The organism is Flavobacterium sp. LB2P53 (assembly GCF_003970305.1).
Taxonomy (GTDB): domain Bacteria; phylum Bacteroidota; class Bacteroidia; order Flavobacteriales; family Flavobacteriaceae; genus Flavobacterium.
Window position 1 is genome coordinate 307,943 of record NZ_RYDG01000003.1, and the last position, 18,821, is coordinate 326,763.

At 35.6% G+C, this 18,821-nt stretch carries 15 protein-coding genes; 9 read left to right on the top strand and 6 right to left on the bottom strand.

The features are described 5' to 3' along the window. Window positions 1-71: 71 nt before the first annotated feature. The 4 genes from ilvB to EKL95_RS06135 form a co-directional block, all read right to left on the bottom strand. Entirely contained in the window at window positions 72-1,766 is a 1,695-nt protein-coding gene (gene ilvB, locus EKL95_RS06120; protein WP_126563773.1) for a biosynthetic-type acetolactate synthase large subunit, read from the bottom strand. A gap of 57 nt (window positions 1,767-1,823) precedes the next feature. Further along, window positions 1,824-3,497 (bottom strand): dihydroxy-acid dehydratase, encoded by a 1,674-nt coding sequence (ilvD, locus tag EKL95_RS06125; protein WP_126451597.1) that lies wholly within the window; start codon window positions 3,495-3,497, stop codon window positions 1,824-1,826. A 61-nt stretch (window positions 3,498-3,558) separates the two neighbouring features. Next, window positions 3,559-4,677 (bottom strand): 3-isopropylmalate dehydrogenase, encoded by a 1,119-nt coding sequence (leuB, locus tag EKL95_RS06130; protein WP_126451596.1) that lies wholly within the window; start codon window positions 4,675-4,677, stop codon window positions 3,559-3,561. A 38-nt stretch (window positions 4,678-4,715) separates the two neighbouring features. Further along, on the bottom strand, window positions 4,716-5,891 hold the full coding sequence (locus tag EKL95_RS06135) for a 2-isopropylmalate synthase (RefSeq protein ID WP_126563774.1): 1,176 nt from the start codon (window positions 5,889-5,891) through the stop codon (window positions 4,716-4,718). Window positions 5,892-6,045: 154 nt separating this feature from the next. Between EKL95_RS06135 and EKL95_RS06140 the strand changes: the two genes are divergently transcribed. Continuing rightward, on the top strand, window positions 6,046-7,590 hold the full coding sequence (locus EKL95_RS06140; protein WP_126451594.1) for a hypothetical protein: 1,545 nt from the start codon (window positions 6,046-6,048) through the stop codon (window positions 7,588-7,590). Between the two features lie 192 nt (window positions 7,591-7,782). Here EKL95_RS06140 and EKL95_RS06145 read toward each other — a convergent pair whose 3' ends face one another. Beyond that, window positions 7,783-9,759 (bottom strand): thiamine pyrophosphate-dependent enzyme, encoded by a 1,977-nt coding sequence (locus EKL95_RS06145; protein WP_126563775.1) that lies wholly within the window; start codon window positions 9,757-9,759, stop codon window positions 7,783-7,785. A 171-nt stretch (window positions 9,760-9,930) separates the two neighbouring features. Here EKL95_RS06145 and EKL95_RS06150 point away from each other — a divergent pair, with 171 nt between their 5' ends. The 8 genes from EKL95_RS06150 to EKL95_RS06185 all read left to right on the top strand — a co-directional run bounded on the left by EKL95_RS06150 (window position 9,931) and on the right by EKL95_RS06185 (window position 18,554). After that, window positions 9,931-10,881 carry an isopenicillin N synthase family dioxygenase gene (locus tag EKL95_RS06150; RefSeq protein ID WP_126459743.1) on the top strand — a complete coding sequence of 317 codons (951 nt, stop codon included), beginning with the start codon at window positions 9,931-9,933 and terminating at the stop codon, window positions 10,879-10,881. Between the two features lie 242 nt (window positions 10,882-11,123). Then, window positions 11,124-11,453, top strand: a complete 330-nt coding sequence (locus EKL95_RS06155) for a translation initiation factor (protein WP_126459745.1) — start codon at window positions 11,124-11,126, stop codon at window positions 11,451-11,453. 119 nt (window positions 11,454-11,572) lie between these two features. Then, entirely contained in the window at window positions 11,573-12,442 is an 870-nt protein-coding gene (locus EKL95_RS06160; protein ID WP_126553227.1) for a nucleoside phosphorylase, read from the top strand. A 94-nt stretch (window positions 12,443-12,536) separates the two neighbouring features. Then, a complete protein-coding gene (locus EKL95_RS06165) occupies window positions 12,537-13,661 on the top strand; it encodes an SDR family oxidoreductase (RefSeq protein ID WP_126563776.1) in 1,125 nt (374 codons plus the stop codon). A gap of 75 nt (window positions 13,662-13,736) precedes the next feature. Further along, window positions 13,737-14,264: a GNAT family N-acetyltransferase gene (locus EKL95_RS06170; protein ID WP_126563777.1), complete on the top strand. Its 528-nt coding sequence runs from the start codon at window positions 13,737-13,739 to the stop codon at window positions 14,262-14,264. Continuing rightward, window positions 14,264-15,130: a substrate-binding domain-containing protein gene (locus tag EKL95_RS06175; protein ID WP_126563778.1), complete on the top strand. Its 867-nt coding sequence runs from the start codon at window positions 14,264-14,266 to the stop codon at window positions 15,128-15,130. Before EKL95_RS06170 ends, EKL95_RS06175 begins: the two co-directional genes overlap by 1 nt. A gap of 20 nt (window positions 15,131-15,150) precedes the next feature. After that, on the top strand, window positions 15,151-16,083 hold the full coding sequence (locus EKL95_RS06180; RefSeq protein ID WP_126563779.1) for a transglutaminase: 933 nt from the start codon (window positions 15,151-15,153) through the stop codon (window positions 16,081-16,083). A gap of 212 nt (window positions 16,084-16,295) precedes the next feature. Next, a complete protein-coding gene (locus tag EKL95_RS06185; protein ID WP_126563780.1) occupies window positions 16,296-18,554 on the top strand; it encodes an acyl-CoA dehydrogenase in 2,259 nt (752 codons plus the stop codon). A 72-nt stretch (window positions 18,555-18,626) separates the two neighbouring features. On the opposite strand, the gene EKL95_RS14905 is transcribed toward EKL95_RS06185, so the two are convergent. After that, window positions 18,627-18,770, bottom strand: a complete 144-nt coding sequence (locus EKL95_RS14905; protein WP_158614846.1) for a hypothetical protein — start codon at window positions 18,768-18,770, stop codon at window positions 18,627-18,629. Between the last annotated feature and the right edge of the window lie 51 nt (window positions 18,771-18,821).

Sequence of the window (18,821 nt, forward strand, 5' to 3'; positions counted from 1 at the left end):
ATTCAAAAATATAATCTATTAACAATTTCTCTTTCAATCTCCCTCCCCTTCGGGGAGGGTTGGGATGGGGATTAACTCAATCTTATATCAGATACCGATGCTCCTGTTGGAATCATTGGGAATACGTTATTTTCTTTTTCTACCATAACTTCCAGGAAATAGGATTCTTTTGAAGTCATCATTTCGGCAACAGCCGCATCAAGATCTTCCCTTTTGGTTACTTTTTTTGCTTTGATGTAATAGCCTTCAGCAATGGCTATAAAATTAGGATTGATCATTTCGGTCGAAGCGTATCTTTTGTCAAAGAACAATTGTTGCCATTGACGAACCATACCTAAAAATTCATTGTTCAAGACCACAATTTTCACAGGAACTTTAGTCTGGAAAATAGTTCCTAATTCCTGAATGGTCATTTGAAACCCTCCATCTCCAATTATGGCTACTACTTCTCGATTTGGCATTCCCATTTTGGCACCAATCGCAGCAGGCAATGCAAATCCCATGGTTCCTAAACCACCTGAAGTGACATTACTTTTGGTCGAATTGAATTTGGCATACCGACAGGCAAACATTTGGTGTTGTCCTACATCCGAAACCATAATGGCATCTCCTTTAGAATGCTTGTTAATCATTTCAATCGTTTCTCCCATAGAAATTCCTTCTTTCTTAGGCTTTAACTCGTCATTGATTACGGCTTCTAATTCAATTTCATATTTTTCTTTGAATTCATTGTGCCAGGATTCATGTGTGTTATTTTCGATAAAAGGAAGTAAAGCGGTCAAAGACTCTTTTACATCTGCTAAAACGGCTACCGTTGTTTTTACGTTTTTATCGATTTCGGCTGAATCAATTTCAAAGTGGATTACTTTTGCTTGCTTTGCATAGGTTTCCAGATTTCCGGTGACACGATCATCAAAACGCATTCCAAGGGCAATCAAAACATCACATTCATTCGTCAAAACGTTAGGACCATAATTACCGTGCATCCCTAACATCCCTACATTCAGCGGATGATCAGTAGGCAATGCCGAAAGTCCTAAAATAGTCCAAGCGGCGGGAATTCCTGATTTTTCAACAAATGCTTTGAGTTGTTCTTCGGCTTCACCAAGGATAATTCCCTGACCAAATACGATAAAAGGTTTTTTGGACGTATTAATAATTGCAGCTGCTTCCTTAACTTTTTCCAGATTTAAAATCGGCTTTGGATTGTAACTTCTGATGCTGGTACATTTTTTATAGCTGAATTCCATTTGGTCAAACTGAGCATTTTTTGTAATATCAATTAATACGGGCCCTGGACGACCTGATCTAGCAATATAAAAAGCTTTTGCCATGATCTCCGGAATTTCAGAAGCTTCGGTAATTTGATAATTCCACTTGGTAACCGGAGTCGATATCCCAATAATATCTGTTTCCTGAAAGGCATCAGATCCCAATAAATGTTTCCCTACTTGTCCCGTGATGCACACCATGGGAGTCGAATCAATCTGAGCATCTGCAATTCCGGTAACTAAATTTGTGGCTCCCGGACCTGAAGTGGCTATCGCTACTCCTACTTTACCAGTCGCTCTTGCAAAACCTTGTGCTGCATGGGTAGCGCCTTGTTCATGACGTACTAAAACATGGTGTAATTGATCTTTAAATTTATATAATTCATCGTAAACGGGCATAATCGCACCACCTGGGTAGCCGTAAACCAAATTTACTCCTTCTTCTAATAAGCATCTAATAACGGCTTCGGCGCCGGATATTGTATTATTTTTCATTATTATTTTTTTAGGCTTATGTCAATTTTGCTATTGCTATTGGCGTTGATTTTGAAGTTATTTATCAGTTACACATCCTGTCGAAGCGCTCGAGACCGCTCTGATGTATTTTAATAAAACTCCCTTATTTACTTTTAATTCAGGTTGAATCCAATTTGCTTTCCTATGTGCAAACTCTGCATCCGATATTTTTAAATTGATTGTATTTTTGACTGCATCAATAGTGATAATATCTCCATTTTTGACGAGCGCTATACCGCCTCCTTCAAAAGCTTCGGGTGTAACATGTCCCACAACAAATCCATGTGAACCACCAGAAAACCTGCCATCAGTAATCAGGGCTACGCTTTTTCCAAGACCAGCACCCATGATAGCTGAAGTAGGTTTAAGCATTTCAGGCATTCCGGGGCCACCTTTTGGACCACAGTACCGGATGACCACTACATTCCCTGGTTTGACTTCACCCCCGCGAACCCCAGTTATTACATCATGTTCATTTTCATAAACAATGGCATCTCCTTCAAAATACTCCCCTTCATTTCCGCTAATTTTAGCCACACAGCCTTCCTCAGCAAGATTTCCATACAAAATTTGAATGTTTCCTGTTGCTTTTAGTGCTTTTTGGATTTCGTGTATTACTTGCTGACCGTCGTTCAAATCCGGAACAGCAGCTAAATTTTCAGCTAAAGTTTTTCCAGTTACTGTCAAACAGTCTCCATGTAACAATCCTTCTTTTAATAAATATTTCATTACTGCGGGAACTCCTCCAGCTTCATGGAGATCTTCCATCAGGTATTTTCCACTCGGTTTTAAATCGGCAAGTAATGGTGTTTTGTCACTTATATCTTGAAAATCTTTAAGTGTAATTTCAATATCTACAGCATGTGCCATAGCGATTAAGTGCATTACTGCATTCGTAGAACCGCCTAAAACAGCTACCATGGTAATCGCATTTTCAAATGCTTTACGTGTCATGATATCTCGAGGTTTTATATCTTTTTCTAACAAAATTCTGATTGCTTTTCCAGCATCAATGCATTCTTGTTGTTTTTCGTCACTTAATGCCGGATTAGAAGAACTGTAGGGCAAGCTCATTCCTAAAGCTTCAATAGCCGAAGACATCGTATTGGCCGTATACATACCTCCGCAGGCTCCTGCGCCGGGACATGCGTTTTGAATCACTCCTTTGAAATCTTCCGGAGCGATTGTATTGTTGAATTTTTTTCCCAATGCTTCAAAGGCAGACACAATATTTAACGATTCCCCTTTCCATTTTCCAGAATGAATTGAGCCTCCATAAACCATGATAGAAGGACGATTGACTCTTCCCATAGCCATGACGGAACCGGGCATGTTTTTATCACAGCCTGGAATAGCGATTAGTGCATCATACCATTGTGCTCCCATTACGGTTTCAATAGAATCTGCAATTACATCTCTGGAAACTAAAGAAAAACGCATTCCATCAGTACCGTTTGAAATACCGTCACTTACACCAATAGTATTAAAAATCAACCCTACTAAGTCCTCTTTCCAGACTCCTGTTTTTATTTTTTTAGCCAAGCCATTCAGGTGCATGTTACAGGGATTTCCCTCATATCCCATACTAACAATTCCAACTTGTGCTTTTTTTAAATCTTCTTCAGTCAAACCAATACCGTACAACATTGCTTGTGCTGCAGGTTGTGTTTCATCTTGTGTTATGGTCTTGCTGTATTTATTTAATTCCATTGTCTGTTTATTTGTGTCGGTTTTTATCTGTTTAAAATTATTGAAAATCAACGAGTGTTGCCTAAACAATAGTCGATTGTCCTATATAAACATTGTCGTTATTGAAATACAATAATTCATCTTTGCTCAAAATATAATTGGATATAAAATCACCTACTTCATTGGTGCCAAATTTAGAATAGGGATTCAAATCTGCTGTGACGACATTTAATTCAATTGCTTTTTCTACCGCTTCATATACTTTTTTAGCTTCTAACTGAAGTCCAAAATGTTCTAAAAGCATAGCAGCAGATAATATTGAGGCAATTGGATTGGCCGTGTTTTTGCCTTTTGCCTGAGAAAAAGTGCCGTGTACCGGTTTAAAAAGAGCACTGGAATTCCCTAGAGATGCTGATGGCAATAATCCAATGGCTCCTGTGATTACACTAGCTTCATCCGATAAAATATCGCCAAATAAATTTTCGGTCAAAATGACATCAAATTGTTTTGGATTAATAATGATTTGCATCGCGGCATTATCAACATAAAGGAAATCTAAAGTTACATCAGGGTAATTTTCGCTGATTTCCTGGACTACTTTTCGCCATAATCGTGACGTTTCAAGAATACTAGCTTTGTCTACCAGAGTCACTTTTTTTTGTCTTTTCTGAGCTGTTCTAAACGCTAAATGACTAACCCTAATAATTTCCTCATCGGAATACTCACATAAATCAGAGGCTAATGTGCCTTGTGCATTCGTCTTTTTTTCACTGAAATAAGATCCTCCGGAAAGCTCCCTGAAAATCACAAAATCAGTACCCTCAATGATTTTTCTTTTCAAAGGGGATAAATCTAATAAATCCTTATACGGTTTAACAGGTCTTATATTGGCATATAATCCTAATGCTTGTCTCAATTTCAATAAGCCGTTTACAGGGCGTAATTTTGGATCATGATTGTTGTCGTATTTTGTATTGCCAACAGCGCCAAACAATACAGCATCTGTATTTAGACAAAGATTCAATGTTTGCTCCGGCAATGGATTTCCTGTTTTTTCAATCGCAACGGCACCTATTAGTGCGTCTTCAAATACAAACTCATGATCGAAAACCACACCAATTGCATACAACGCTTTTTTTGCTTGTAAGGTAACCTCAGGACCTATTCCGTCTCCTGAAAGTACTGCTATTTTTAAATTCATAATAGTGCGATTTAAATTGTAATAGAAATCAAAATATTTTAGTTGAGGATTAATTCCTTACTCATTTTACAAGCTTCAATTATTTGATGAATATCATCATCAAGGACTTCTTTTTTGATATCGGCAAACTTTAAAAATTCAACATAGACAACATCTAATTGCACTTTTGAAAGTTCATATCCAACTTTTTTGGCTCTGTAGGCCAATGCTGCTCTGCCACTTCTGGCGGTAAGAACAATTGATGATTCATTGACACCAACTTCCAACGGATCCATGATTTCATAAGTCGCTCTGTTTTTGATTACCCCATCCTGATGAATTCCGGAGCTGTGTGCAAAAGCGTTAGCTCCAACAATTGCTTTATTGGGTTGCACCATCATTCCCATACTTTCAGATACTAATCGACTCATTTCATTCAGCTGACGGGTATTGATATTGGTATCTAAATTCAAATACGGATGTTGTTTGAAAATCATCACTACTTCTTCCAGTGCTGTATTTCCGGCTCTTTCGCCTATTCCGTTTATGGTACATTCAATTTGTCTGGCTCCATTTACCGCTCCTGCAATTGAATTTGCTGTAGCCATTCCTAAATCATTATGACAGTGGCATGACAGGATTACGTTATCAATTCCTTTGACGTTTTCTTTTAGATATTTAATCTTTGCGCCATATTCTTCCGGCAAGCAATAGCCAGTTGTATCTGGGATATTAAGCACGGTAGCACCTGATTTAATGACTGCTTCACAGACTCGAGCCAAGAACTCGTTGTCCGTTCTGCCAGCATCCTCCGCATAAAACTCCACATCTTCAACATACGATTTAGCATGGGAAACGGCAAATTTTGCTCGGGCAATAATATCTTCTCTGGTAGTATTCAGCTTGTGTACAATGTGTGATTCCGAAGTTCCTATTCCGGTATGTATTCTTGGTCTTTTTGCATGTTTTAAGGCTTGTGCCGCAACATCTATATCATTTTTTATCGCTCTGGTTAATCCACAAACAACTGCATTCTTAACGATTTTACTTATTTCTGAAACAGATAAAAAATCACCTGGACTAGATACCGGAAAACCCGCTTCGATGACGTCAACACCCATTTCGTCCAGTCGATTGGCTATGACTAGTTTTTGATTGGTATCTAATTTACATCCCGGAACTTGTTCGCCGTCTCTCAAGGTGGTATCAAAAATTTGAACTTTCTCTCTATTCATTTTCATTTATTTAATGTAATTTCACAACTTGATAACAAAAATATCTTTCATTACGTTAATATAAAACTCAATTTAATGAAATATACTGTTTATAAAGCAATAAAAAACTTAGTAAACAATTGAATTACAAAACATTAAGCTACACTATTCTACAATGGCTAACCATCAAAAAGATTTCTTGTTCGTATTAATTAAATCGCTTTCAAAATCTGAAAAAAGACAATTTAAGATTTTTGCCAGCCGATTAGAAACCAGTTCCAATACAAAATTCATCGAGTTATTTAATGTTTTAGACAAATCAGAAGTCTATGAGGAGAAGCTTATTTTGAAAAGTGGGATTATCAAAAAAGTACAATTATCCAATCTGAAATCGTATTTATATAAACAAATTTTAGTAAGCATCCGATTGAATATTCCCAGTCAGAATATTCGATATCAGCTTAGAGAACAAATTGATTTTGCTGCTATTTTGTACAATAAAGGGCTGTACAAACAAAGTTTAAAAATCTTGGATAAAACAAAGATTTTAGCGTTGGAAAATGACGAAAAACTCATGGCCTATGAAATTGTAGAATTTGAGAAACTCATTGAATCCCAATACATAACCCGAAGTATTCAAGGACGCGCAGATGAATTGGTTATTCAGGCTAAAGAACTGAATTATCGCAATACCATTTCCAGTAAATTATCTAATTTATCCTTGCAATTGTACGGTATTATGCTTAAAACCGGATATGTAAAAAGCGACGAAGAATACACCTATATAGATGATTATTTCAACAAGCATATTTCAAGATTTGACGAGAAAAAGTTCGGTTTCAGAGAGAAATATTGGTTTTACAATGCCAATCTTTGGCGAAGCTTTTTAGTTCAGGATTTTTTATCCTGTTACAAATATGCTTTAAAGTGGGTGACTCTTTTTTATGACAACCCAAGTATGATTCATTTAAATCCGGTGTTTTTCCTGAAAGGCAATCATTATTTATTGGAGTCTCTATACATGCTGAAGTACAAATCAAAATTCAAAAAATATTTATTACTGCTGGAAAATACCATAAAAGATTCCCATTTTCCTGTAAATGATAATATTGCATCTTTATCATTTCTGTATTTATATAATAATAAATTGAATTATCATATACTGGAAGGTACTTTTGCAGAAGGAGAATACTTAATTCCTGAAGTTCTAGGCAAGTTGAAAATACATACGGATCATCTTGATGAACACCACGAAATGCTGTTTTACTATAAATTTGCTTCTATATATTTTGGGAATGAAAAATATACAGATTGTATTTTTTATTTGGAGAAAATCATAAACAATAAAAATCTTTCCATGCGAGAAGATTTAATGTGTTTTGCCAGATTACTCTGTTTGATAGCTCATTATGAATTAGGAAAAGATTATTATCTGGAAAATCAATTGAAAAACACCTATAAATTCCTAATCAAAATGAATGATTTGCATGAAGTGCAAAAAGAAATTATTAAGTTTTTGAAAAATTTAAACTCCATTTATCCAACAGATATCAAAAAAGAATTTGTAAAAATGAGAACAAGATTTATAGAACTGGAGAAAAACACCTATGAAAAAAGAGCTTTCCTTTATTTGGATATTATTTCTTGGCTAGAGAGCAAAATCGAAAATCGAAAAATAAGCGATATCATTAAGGAAAAAGCAAAATTGAATAATCGATAAAATAAAGTGGAACTATGCCCTTAATAATTTAAACGGATGAACGGATTTTTTAAAACAATTCTCGCAGGTTACGGTGCCAAAAAACTAGGCGGCGGCTGTTTTGGTACAATTTTAATTTTCATAATTATCTATTGGATATTAGGTTATTTTTAGAATTAAAACGCTAAAAATAAACTACTTATAATTTAAAAATTAATACGTCAATAGTTCTTTTAGGTCATTTTCGAATCGGCCTTTCGGCAAATATTGATCTTCCAATGCTTTAGTAAACGGAATTGGTGTGTCTAAACTTGCCACTCGTTTTACAGGAGCATCTAAGTATTTGAAACAATTTTCCATTATCATTGCCGAAACATCACTGGCAATTCCACCAAACATACTGTCTTCCTGATAAATAATTACTTTTCCCGTTTTCTTTACCGAAGCAAAAATAGCTTCGGTATCCAAAGGTTGTAATGTTCTTAAATCCAATAAATCCGCTGAAATTTCAGGGTTTTTTGCTAAAGTATCCAAAGCCCAATGCACTGCGGCACCAAACGAGATGATCGTAACCTGATCTCCTTCTTTCAACAAAGCCGCTTTTCCTAGTGGAATCGTATAATAATCAGAAGGAACCTCTTGATAAACGCTTCTGTACAATTGCTTGTGTTCAAAAAACAGTACTGGATTTGGGTCGTTTATGGAAGTATTCAACAATCCTTTCGCATCATACGGAAATGCTGGGTAAACCACTTTTAATCCCGGTGTTTTAGTAAACCAAGCCTCATTGGTCTGCGAATGAAAAGGCCCAGCTTGTGTTCCGCCACCGCAAGGCATTCGGACTACAACATCTGCTTTTTCTAACCATCGGTAATGTGATTTGGCTAATAAATTCACAATTGGATTGAATCCTGTCGAAACAAAATCGGCAAACTGCATTTCCACAATCGCTTTGTATCCATTTATAGATAATCCCATTCCTACCGAAACCACTGCACTTTCACAAATTGGCGTATTGATGACACGCTCTTTGCCAAACTGCGCTACAAAACCATCTGTGATTTTGAAAGCACCACCATAGTCAGCAATGTCTTGGCCCATAATTACTGAGTTCTCATGGCGTTCCATCGATTGTCTCAAACTGGCAGAAATGGCATCTACAAAACGAATATTTTCTTTTTTTTCTGAAGGGTTAACTTGTTCAAATACATGCGTTTTATAAACATCATTTAGTTCTTCACTTAAAGTAGCTTCAATTTCTGGTTCGGCATTGGCAATAGCCAAACTTTCATCAATATCCTTCTTTATTTCAGCATGTAAAGCAGCGTCAAAATCCGCGGTAAGAATCCCATTTTCTGACAAGTATTTTCTATAATTTTCTACTGGATCTTTAATCGCCCACAGGTCCATTAATTCCTGCGGAACGTATTTAGTCCCACTCGCCTCTTCATGTCCACGCATCCGGAAGGTTTTAAATTCCAATAAAACAGGACGTGGATTTTCTTTCATCGAAGCCTTTAATTCAGATAATAAATTATAGACTTCCAGAATATTATTTCCATCAACAATATGGCTTTCCATTCCGTAGCCTTTTCCTTTATCGGCCAGGTTTTCGCAACGGTATTGTTCATTTGTAGGTGTTGAAAGCCCATACCCGTTATTCTCTATCACAAATAAAACCGGTAATTCCCAAACCGAAGCTATATTCAACGCTTCATGAAAATCGCCTTCACTTGTTGCTCCTTCGCCTGTAAAAACGGCAGTAACTTTTCCGTTTTTCTTTAGTTTATTGGCTAAAGCGATTCCGTCAGCCACACCTAATTGCGGACCTAAATGCGAAATCATTCCTATAATCTTGTATTGTTGGGTTCCAAAGTGAAAACTACGATCACGCCCTTTAGTAAAACCGTTGGCTTTGCCCTGCCATTGCGAAAAAAGACGGTACAACGGAATGTTTCTTCCGGTAAAAACTCCTAGGTTTCTATGCATTGGCAAAATGTACTCATCTTGATCTAAAACTGCTGTGACTCCCACAGAAATAGCCTCTTGACCAATTCCTGAGAACCATTTTGATACTTTTCCCTGACGGATAAGAATCAGCATTTTTTCCTCTATCAGTCTTGGTTTCAGTATTCTTTTATATAAATCTAATAATTGATCGTCAGTAAGATTTTTTTTGTCAAAGGTCATTTTTCCCGTTTTATTATATGGTTCAAAGATAAAAAAATATAACAGTTTGATGTTGTTTTGTTATATTTTTTTACATTGTTTGTACGTTTTAAAATTCAGATATAAAATTATTCTTTACATTTGTATCTGCAAGGTTTTTAACCTTCAAGTTATTAAAAAATATTTAAAAGTATGCAAAACATTCCTAGTGTTGACTTGCGTGATTTCCTTTCGGACGACCCGAAACGTAAACAAAAATTTGTAAATGAAATCGGAAGTGCATTTGAAGATATTGGCTTCGTAGCACTCAAAGGGCATTTTTTAAACGACCAGTTGGTTGATGAATTGTATGGTGAAATCAGAAATTTTTTCGCTTTACCTTTAGAAACAAAACACGGGTATGAAATTCCTGGTATTGGCGGACAAAGAGGGTATATTTCTTTTGGAACAGAGCATGCCAAAGGCAGAAAAGAAGGCGATTTGAAGGAGTTTTGGCACTTTGGACAATACGTATCCGAAGGTTCAAAATACGCTTCTGAATATCCTGAAAATGTCGAAGTAAAAGAACTGCCTCGTTTTAATGTAGCCGGTAAGGAGGCCTATCAAATGCTGGAGAAAACCGGTGTTTATGTTTTAAGAGCTTTGGCAATTCACCTTGGTTTGGATGAATTTTATTTTGACCAATATGCCAAAGATGGAAATTCAATCTTACGACCTATTCACTACCCACCAATCACGTCTGAACCAGAAAATGCTATTCGTGCTGCTGCTCACGGTGATATCAACTTGATTACTTTGTTGATGGGTGCGCAAGGGAAAGGGTTACAAGTGCAAAATCATAACGGAGAATGGATTGATGCCATTGCAGAACCGGATGAATTAGTGATCAATGTGGGTGATATGTTATCGCGTCATACGAATAACAAATTGAAATCGACCATTCATCAGGTGGTAAACCCACCAAGAGAGTTATGGGGAACTTCACGGTATTCTATTCCGTTTTTTATGCATCCGGTGAGTGATATGAAATTGAATTGTTTGGAAAACTGTATTGATGCAGAACATCCAAAAAAATTCGAAGACATTACTTCGGGAGCCTATTTATACGAACGTTTAGTAGATTTGGGACTTATTAAAAAATAAACTTAAATTTACTTCAGATACCAAAAGACATTAAGTGTATGCTTAATGTCTTTTGTTTTTTTTTAATGGTGGAGACTTAAAGAAAACAGCATAATTTTAACCACATAGAAACATAGATAGAACAGAATAATACAAACCATTTTTGAATTTACATAGCAATGTTTTACTGTAAAAAAGTAAAACGCCTCATTCTATAAAATATGGCTATGATTCTATGTGGTAAAAAATAATTTAAATATAATATGGACTTACAAGACCAATTAAAAAACCTTTTTCCAGATCACGAACCATCGCCTGAAGAGCCGATTGAAGAAATGACACACGAATTATACGTTCAAAAAGAGCCTATGATTTGCAAATTCGAAAAACGAAAAGGAAAAGCAACCACTATAATTGAGGGTTATGAAGGAACCGACGCCGATTTTAAAGTTCTTGCTAAGGAAATTAAAACTAAATTGAGTGTTGGCGGTACTTTTAAAGATGATTCTATCATTATTCAAGGTGATTATCGCGATAAAATAATGATTATTTTAAAAGAAAAAGGCTTTAAAGTAAAACGTGTGGGAGGGTAATCCCCACCTAACCTCCCCAAAGGGAAGGAACCAAAACGAAATAAAAGAATACAATCTAAATCAGGAATCGGCTCCCTCTCTTTTGGAGAGGGCTAAGGAGAGGAAAAAATACTTTAATAATGATACAATCATCCGAATTAATATTAAATCCAGACGGTAGCGTTTACCATTTGAATTTAAAACCAGAACATATTGCACACGATATCCTCTTTGTAGGAGATCAAAATCGCGTGGAGAAAATCACACAGTTTTTTGACAGTATTGAATTTTCGACACAAAAAAGAGAATTCAAAACCCAAACCGGGATTTTCAAAGGCAAACGAATTACTGTAATGTCCACAGGAATTGGTCCTGACAATATTGATATCGTTATTAACGAACTGGATGCTTTGGTCAATATTGATCTAGAAACCCGTCAGCCAAAAGAAAAGCTAACTTCATTGAATATCATCCGAATTGGAACTTCGGGTTCTTTACAAGCGGATATTCCTGTGGACAGTTTTGTACTATCAAAATTCGGATTAGGATTGGATAACATGCTCCGCTCCTATTTGATTGACGAAGTTTCGAATCTTGAAATGGAAGATGCTTTTGTAAAACACACCAATTGGGATTTACGAAAAGGAAAACCATACGTAATCGCATGTTCCGAAAAATTGGAAAAAATGATAGAAAGCAATAAAATGCACAAAGGAATCACAGCAACTGCTGGAGGTTTTTACGGACCTCAAGGCCGCGTATTGCGTTTAAATATTCAAGATGAAGCGCTGAATTCTAAAATGGATAATTTTAAATTCGGTGACAACCAAATCACGAACTTGGAGATGGAAACTGCAGCAATTTATGGACTATCGGCACTTTTAGGGCACAATGCATTGTCATTAAACGCCATTATTGCCAATCGTGCTTCGGGAACATTTAGCAAAGATCCATACAAAGCCGTTGATGAATTGATTGCGTATACATTAGAAAAAATTGCTTTAGGATAGAGAAATTAATTTTCAAAATCTTCTCCAATTGTAGTTTTAAAAAAGTGCTGTTTAATTTTTTTAAAACTACATTTGTTTTTAGAACAAAATGATAATGAAAATAATACTTACAGGTGCAACAGGAGTTTTGGGATCTCATATTATGTATGAAATTCTGGAGCTTTTCATCAACACTAAAATTGATGGAAAACTATTTATTATTGCCCGAAATAAAGGAAAAAACTCCGCTTTAGATAGAATAAACGAACTTTTATCCAGCAGCTATACACCACAAATCATAAAAGACAAAGGGATAGTAAAACTGCACGAATACATTGAAATCATTGATACTGATTTGGCTGTCATTCAGGACACTTTTTCAAACCAAATAAAAGATGTGTATTTCATTCATTCGGCTGGATTTGTGAATTTATCTACCGATGAAGAACAACGCGAAAAGATTTTTGAAGAGAATACTAAAATCACAAAATCCCTTTTCAATCTATTTCATCCTTTCATAAAAAAGTTCATTTACATCGGAACTGCTTTTTCATCTGGAAACCGAAAAGGATTAATTGACAATGATTTTCATAGTTTAGGATTCAAACCCGAGCATCGCAATGCCTATGAAAATGCTAAATTCCATTCGGAAAATTTTATAGCACAAGAATGTAAAAAAATTGGTTTGCCTTTTCAAATTCTGCGTCCAAGTGTGATTGGAGGCAAAATGTTAGGAACTGAAAATCCGTATTTTATTTCAAAATATATGGTTTTTTATCTTTTGGCAAAATTTTTTCACTTTACTTCACAGCGAAAAGGAGATCAAGAAAATGTGCGTTTTATCGTTAACGAAGACACCGTTTTGAACATTATTCCGGTGGATTATGTGGCAAAAGTGATTGTAAATACGTTTCAAAGAGACGATATTGAACAGCTTAATATTGTACATCATAAAAGTTTCAATATGGCAGATGGATTACAGTTAATCATGAAGGAAGTGGGGTACACTAATTTTACTTTGATACAAAATTCACTGGATTTTGCATATAAAAACACCATCGAAAAACTGTATTATGAAAGCATTGGCAAACATTTAAACCCTTATTTTACTACAGCTGCCAACGAATACGATACCACTTTGTTGAACTCCATTCTGGAAATACCCAAACTGGATCAGGAGGCTTTCACCAATATGATTCGGTATGCAAAATTGAATAATTTTAAAGATATTAATGTGTGATTGCTTCGTTCCTCGCAATAACATAATACCACAGCTATCAGGCTAAATCGTTAACCATGAAATTTCTAATAAAACATGAATCTTATTTTAGAAACCGACCGATTAATTTTAAGAGAAATGCTATTTTCAGATGCCGACGCATTATTTGAAATGGACAGCAATCCTAAGGTACATCAATATCTTTGGAACAAACCATTGACGGATATTAGCGAAGTACATTCCTATATAGAACTTGTTAGAGCACAATACTTTCGAAATAATATTGGGCGATTTGTGGTTGTTTTGAAAGAAACCAATAAATTAATGGGTTGGGCCGGATTAAAATACAACACTGAAATGGTAAATAACAAAGTTCATTTCTATGATATTGGTTATCGGTTAAATGAAAAATTCTGGGGCAAAGGATACGCCAGCGAAGCCAGTTTTGCCTGGCTGGATTATGGTTTTAATGTAATGAAAATAAAAATTATGGAAGCAGCAGCACACACGGATAATATTGCCTCAAACAGAATATTAAAAAAAATTGGACTAAAAATGACGGAACAATATCTGGAAGATGGCGTTTCTTGGAATTGGTACGAATTAAAAAATCCTAACCTATAATGAACACAATAAAAATAGCCGGAGTTCCGGAACATTTTAATCTTCCTTGGCATTTAGCCATAGAAAGCGGAGATTTCGAAAAAGAAAATATCGATTTACAATGGACTGATGTTCCCGAAGGAACCGGAAAAATGTGTCAAATGCTCCGTGACGACGAAACGGATATCGCCATAATCCTAACCGAAGGAATTGTAAAAGATATCCTTGCCGGAAACCCAAGTAAAATAGTGCAGCTGTATGTGGAAAGTCCATTAATTTGGGGAATTCACGTAGCTGCAAACTCCAATTATAAGACAGTAGCAGACTTAGAAAACACCAAAGTTGCCATATCCAGATTGGGTTCCGGTTCCCAATTAATGGCGTATGTCAATGCCGATAATCAGTCCCGACTGCATTCAGGATGGAAAACAGATACTCTTCAGTTTGAAATTGTAAATACTATCGATGGAGCCGTTGAAGCCTTGACAAACGGAACTGCAGATTATTTTATATGGGAACGTTTCATGACCAAACCATTAGTTGACAAAGGTATTTTTCGTAGAATTTCGGATTGCCCAACACCTTGGCCTTGTTTTGTAATTGCGGTTCGAGAAGAATTTTTGGAAAATAATCCAGTCCTTATTTCAAAAATTCTGGCAATCATTAATCAAACTACAGAAGATTTCAAAGATATTCCAAGTATTGACAAAACGTTGGCTTCAAATTACCATCAAAAAATAGAAGATATTCAAGAATGGCTGTCGTTAACACAGTGGTCACAAAAACCATTAACTGTTGAAATGTTAAACAAAATTCAAAATCAGCTTTTTCAACTTAAAATTATCGAGAAAAAAGGTACTTTTGAAGACATTGTAAAAGCAGTCTAGATTATTGTTTTTATGCTACCATGATAAAAATAAAAAAAATCAATTTTCAAGGAATTAAACAAAAATTTCAGGTTGCAAAACCTTGGGATGACGTTATTATTTTTGTCCTGAACATATTGATTGCCATTCCGGTTTTTATCATCTTACATCAGAATTTAATCAACCCAAATTGGCCTCTTAATATTGATAGAGTCGTTCTGTTTATAGTAATGATAGTCGTTATTCAAGTGCTCTTGCGGTTCATGAGAACGATTATTCTTTTTTGTATTATCCTTTATTTTTTAATTTTAATTTATGGTTCTACTATAGGGAATTATGGGTTTAACAGCGTTTTTGAAGATTACAATTCTATCATGTATACCATGTCAGACAATCCATATCCGCAAGATATTATCATTGCTAAGCTACTTCCTTTCCCTAGTAAATCTAAGATTATTAATGCGATAGAATATCAAAATCCTAAAATTAGAAATTTTGCAATTATGGCAACGTCAAAACATTTTAAAGATATAAAAGGGTATTCAGATTACAGGACTATTATCCAGTGTTTTGCAGTTTTTAAAGAAATTAACAATCGGTGGAACTACGTCAGCGATCCAAAAGGCGGGGATTATATAGCAACAGCCACGGAGTCCTTACTTTATTTTTCGGGTGATTGCGATGACCATTCGATATTAATGGCAGCCAGTATCAAAGCTATTGGCGGTACACCGCGATTGATTCATACCAAAGGGCACATTTATCCCGAAATACTGATTGGTTCGGTTACTGATTTAGAAAAAGTAAATTTTTTAATTAAAAATATTCTTTTTGTAAATGAAAGCAAAGAAAAAAAACTCTTTTATCATGTTGATGAACGCGGCCATATCTGGATGAATTTAGATTATACGGCCAGATATCCCGGAGGTCCTTTTTTATCAGAAGAAATTTTAGGAGCTTTGACCTTGAATTAATTAAAATCTTTTTTTAGTACTAATACTTCTCATTTGATAAAAATTAATGAATCTTAAAGAAAAACCAATTGCAGTATTTTCTAATTTTTTTGATACTTTTTGAGAGTTATTTTCCGCTCTAAATACAGAAGTATCCCGTTGTTACGTCATTTTATTCATTAATTTTTTCTATCTTAACCCAACTGAAAATATTATTTTAATTAAAGTGTGCTATGGAAAATTCAAAACTCAAAGCCTTTATTCCTTTATTTTACCTTGCTTGGTCAGACGATCTTTTAACTCAAAAAGAGTTTGTTACTTTGCAAGAGTTCATACGTTCACAACAATGGATTTCCAGAAAAGAGCAGGAATATCTACTTTCAAAAGTAACGGTTTCAGCACCTCCTTCAAGAATAGAACTTGCGGAGTGGAAATTTGAAATAGATACTGCTATTGATCAGAATCCTCTGCTGAAATCTATATTTGATGTTTCAATGGTACTTGCAGAAAAAAATTCTGTTATCAAAGATCTTGCGACTGATTTTATGAAACTGGAAAACGATTTGGGAATTTTAGGTGAAGAAGCCGTTTCAAATTTAAAAAAAACGGCAAAAACCGTTACTTCAAATTATCATACGAGCAACACATTCGACATAGAAAAACTAACTCAGATTCTGGATGGCAAACAGGCTGCTATTATTAAAAAAGTAAAAACGGTCATCAGTCGACCAGATTTTGCCTATGAAACTTCGACTGATATAGCGGTTTATCGTGAAAAAGTATACGATTGGTGCACAATTCTTGCAAAAGAAAATCTGGGAAATATGGCGTATCCTAAAAAATACGGCGGCGGTGAAAATAGTGCCGATTATTTTGCTATAATGGAAACATTAAGCTACCATGATTTAAGTCTGGTTATTAAATTTGGAGTGCAATTCGGGCTTTGGGGAATGAGCATACAATCACTAGGTACCGAAAAACATTACAGTAAATACTTAAAAGATATTGGTTCGTTCCAGTTGCCCGGCTGTTTTGCCATGACCGAAACCAATCATGGTTCAAATGTAAAAGGATTAGAAACAACTGCTACTTATAACCACGACAACCAAACGTTTATCATTCATACACCACATGAAAAGGCGCAGAAAGAATACATTGGCAATGCGGCAGTACACGGCCAAATGGCTACGGTATTTGCTAAATTGATTATTGATGAAATGGATTACGGCGTAAATGCCTTTATTGTTCCAATACGGGATACTAATAGTACAATCCTGAAAGGCATTACTATTAGTGATTGCGGACATAAAATGGGACTTAATGGCGTTGATAACGGTACCATTCGTTTTGAAAATGTCGTTATTCCAAAAGAAAACATGTTGGATCGATTTGCTTCGGTAAATGATGAAGGAAAATTTGAAAGTCCAATTCCAAGTGACAATCGCCGTTTTTTTACGATGTTAGGCACTTTAGTTGGCGGCCGAATTGGGATTCCGAGATCTGCTTTGGCGGCAGCCAAATCCGGATTAACAATAGCAATACAGTATAGCGACTCACGCAGGCAATTTGGACCCGAAGGCGGTTCAGAAGTTCCAATCTTAAATTACAGAATACACCAACGCAGGCTACTGCCTTTGCTGGCAAAAACGTATGCCATTCATTTTGCGTTGCAATACGTGACAAATAGATACCTAGAACGAACAGAAACTGAAATGCCAGAAATTGAAGCCTTGGCTGCCGGAATGAAAGCGTATTCAACCTGGAGTACTACTGCTGTTTTGCAGGAATGCCGTGAAGCCTGCGGTGGCAAAGGATACCTATCAGAAAACAGGATCGATGCCTTGAAAAATGATACCGAAATCTACACAACCTTTGAAGGGGATAATACGGTATTAATGCAATTAGTTGCTAAAAACAGGTTGTCGGAATTCCGCAAGACATTTGGAGAAATGGATGCTATGGGTATAATAAATTACGTTTTTGAGACTGCTAAAACTGCTATTGCTAAAAAAAATCCTATTATAACCCGAAAAACAGATGAGGATCATTTATTAGAGGATGCCTTTCATCTGGATGCCTTTCAATATAGGGAAAAAACGATATTGGCATCGGCAGCAAAACGATTAAAAAAACTGATTGATGGCGGACTTGAACCTTATGATGCCTTTAATGTGGTGCAGCACCACATGATTGATGTGGCTCAGGCATATCTGGAGCGAATTGTTCTGGAGCAGTTTCAAAAAGCCGTACAAGCTATTGAAGATCAGAAAAACAAGGAAATAGTGACAAAATTATGCCAGTTGTATGCGCTTTCACAAATGGAGAAAAATAAAGGCTGGTATCTTGAAGATGGCTACATGGAGGGGATAAAAACAAAAGCCATACGCAAGATGGTCAATCAGCTTTGCTGGGAAATAAGGCCGGATGCTGTCTCATTAGTAAAAGCATTTGACATTCCGGATAGTTGCCTTGCAGCACCAATTGCATTATAAGGATTCAAACTCTTAAAAGTAATTTTCTTTAAACTTAAAAAACTCCATTATTTTGTGAACAATTTGTATAATCTATCCCAATAAAAGGATTTCACTACTATCAATAGCAGCAATTTCATCCTCATTTAATGGAAACAAACTAGTGGCTTTTTTCTTTTTCTTGTCTAAAGTCAATCGATAATACTGGTTGTGGATATGCAAATAAAAACTGCACATTAAGTTAAGCTACATTTTTGTAATTAATTTGATTGTTAAATTCTTCAATAG